The following is a 1,152-nucleotide window of genomic DNA, read 5'->3' on the forward strand; positions in this document are numbered from 1 at the left end:
CATCACCGGTTTTTTGGGAGTAGGGAAAACAACGGCGATTATGTCCTTACTCAAGAAAAAGCCAGAAACTGAGAGGTGGGCCGTTCTGGTGAATGAGTTTGGCGAGGTGGGGCTGGATAAAGCGTTGCTATCGTCAGATTCTTCAGAATCTGATGGCTTAATTATCAAAGAAGTACCGGGCGGATGCATGTGCTGCACGGCAGGCTTACCTGTCACCGTAGCGTTAAATCAGATCCTACGGGAAGTGCAGCCAGATAGGTTATTGATTGAACCTAGTGGCCTCGGTCATCCTAAAGAAGTATTGGATATCCTCACAAGCAGGCAATATCGAGACTGGATTGATTTAGCGGCGACCATTACCTTAGTCGATGCTCGTCATTTTAGTGATGAGCGTTACATCACTCATGAGATATTTGTGCAGCAATTAGAAGTGGCCGATCTGATTGTCGTGAATAAGTATGATGATCAGCAACAAGCAGACTTAGTATCGATGCAGAATTTTCTCCATAAGTTCGAGTCTCATAGCACACCTACGCATCATACAGAGTGGGGCGAGCTATCACTCTCATTTCTGGATAGGCCTTCTTCATTCAAACGTGCTGTTTGGCAAAAGGTGCCTGAGCCCAGACAGGACCAGAAAATTAGCCAACAACAGGCTGAAAGTGGCCTTGATGTTTATGAACATCAAGACGATGGTTGGCAAAGCCTTGGTTTTCGTTTCGATAATACGTATCAATTCGATGAGTCGGCCTTATTACAGTTTTGCCGTGAATCGGAAGTTGAACGGCTCAAAGCGGTTGTCAGTACCGAGATGGGCACACTTTTTATCAATCAGGTCTACACTGAGCTTCATTTTAGCCAAAACTCGGTGCCAGTGAAGGAGAGCCTGATCGAGTTTATTAGTACTAGGCCGTTGTCACCAGTGGCCATCCGAGCTGCTTTATCAGACTGTGTTATCAAGCGTCAGTGAGGTTTTATGTATTCTTGTATCAAAAATGCCCGTGCCTTTGACCCTGTTCAGAATTGGAATGGCGAGATTCGTGATATCTGGTTCAAAGAGGACAGAATTTGTGACACACCAGACTTAGATCAACAGCAGAAAGCCAGCATCTATGATGTGAAGGGTGACATTGTGATGGCCGGTGGCATTGA

1 protein-coding gene is annotated in these 1,152 nt (G+C 45.7%); it reads left to right on the top strand.

Annotated elements, in window-relative coordinates; genetic code table 11:
• Window positions 1-970: CobW family GTP-binding protein (locus B4K20_RS05095; protein WP_289282111.1), on the top strand; the 970-nt coding region annotated here is incomplete at its 5' end.
• Between the last annotated feature and the right edge of the window lie 182 nt (window positions 971-1,152).

Source organism: Methylophaga sp. UBA5088 (genome assembly GCF_002414625.1).
Taxonomy (GTDB): Bacteria; Pseudomonadota; Gammaproteobacteria; order Nitrosococcales; family Methylophagaceae; genus Methylophaga; species Methylophaga marina.